The organism is Acinetobacter sp., from assembly GCF_036659555.1.
Classification (GTDB): Bacteria; Pseudomonadota; Gammaproteobacteria; order Pseudomonadales; family Moraxellaceae; genus Acinetobacter.
The window spans coordinates 1-1,046 of record NZ_JAVXCI010000155.1 but is presented as its reverse complement, the minus strand read 5'-3'; the positions used below and the strand labels follow the sequence as shown (position 1 = coordinate 1,046).

The window sequence follows — 1,046 nt, the reverse complement described above, 5'->3', positions numbered from 1 at the left end:
CGGCAGCGAAGAAGAATATCAACGTTATATCAACTTGATGATCGCTAACGGCACGATGCAAGCGCTTAACCAAGAAACGCATCCTGGTTCGTACTTAGCCAATTCTGATCCTTCTGACGTTGCTCGTGTTGAAGGTCGCACTTATATTTGTTCAGAAAAGCAGGAAGATGCCGGCGCGACAAACAACTGGGAAGAGCCTGCTGCAATGCGCGCCCGCTTAAACGGCTTATTTGACGGCTCAATGAAAGGCCGCACGCTGTACGTGGTTCCATTCTCTATGGGGCCTTTGGGTTCTCATATTGCCCACATCGGTATCGAACTGACTGACTCTCCTTATGTGGCGGTCAGCATGTCTAAAATGGCTCGCATGGGTAAAGCTGTTTATGACGTTCTTGGCACAGATGGCGAATTCATTCCTTGCGTGCATACTGTAGGCGCGCCGCTGGAAGAAGGCCAAAAAGACGTTGCATGGCCTTGCAACCCTGAAAAATACATCGTGCATTACCCGGAATCCCGTGAAATCTGGTCTTACGGTTCGGGTTACGGCGGCAACGCATTGCTGGGTAAAAAATGCCTGGCGCTGCGTATTGCCTCCTCTATGGGCCGTCAGCAAGGCTGGCTGGCTGAACACATGCTGATTCTTGGCGTGACCAACCCGAAAGGCGAAAAACACTACATCGCAGCGGCATTCCCTTCTGCATGCGGCAAAACCAACTTCGCAATGCTGATTCCGCCAGCGGGCTACGAAGGCTGGAAAATTGAAACAGTTGGTGACGATATTGCCTGGATCAAACCGGGTGAAGACGGCCGCTTATATGCCATCAACCCTGAAGCGGGTTTCTTCGGTGTAGCGCCGGGTACAAATACCAAGACCAACCCGAACTGCATGGCGACATTGACTAAAGATGTCATCTATACCAACGTTGCTGTAACAGACAACGGTGAAGTTTGGTGGGAAGGTCTTTCTAAAGAAGCACCTGCTAACCTGACCAACTGGAAAGGTCAACCTCACACTGGCGCAGAAAAAGCGGCTCATCCAAATGCGC

At 51.1% G+C, this 1,046-nt stretch carries 1 protein-coding gene; it reads left to right on the top strand.

From position 1 onward, the window contains the following. Positions 1–1,046: phosphoenolpyruvate carboxykinase (GTP) (locus tag RSA72_RS14175; RefSeq protein ID WP_332633397.1), on the top strand; the 1,046-nt coding region annotated here is incomplete at both ends.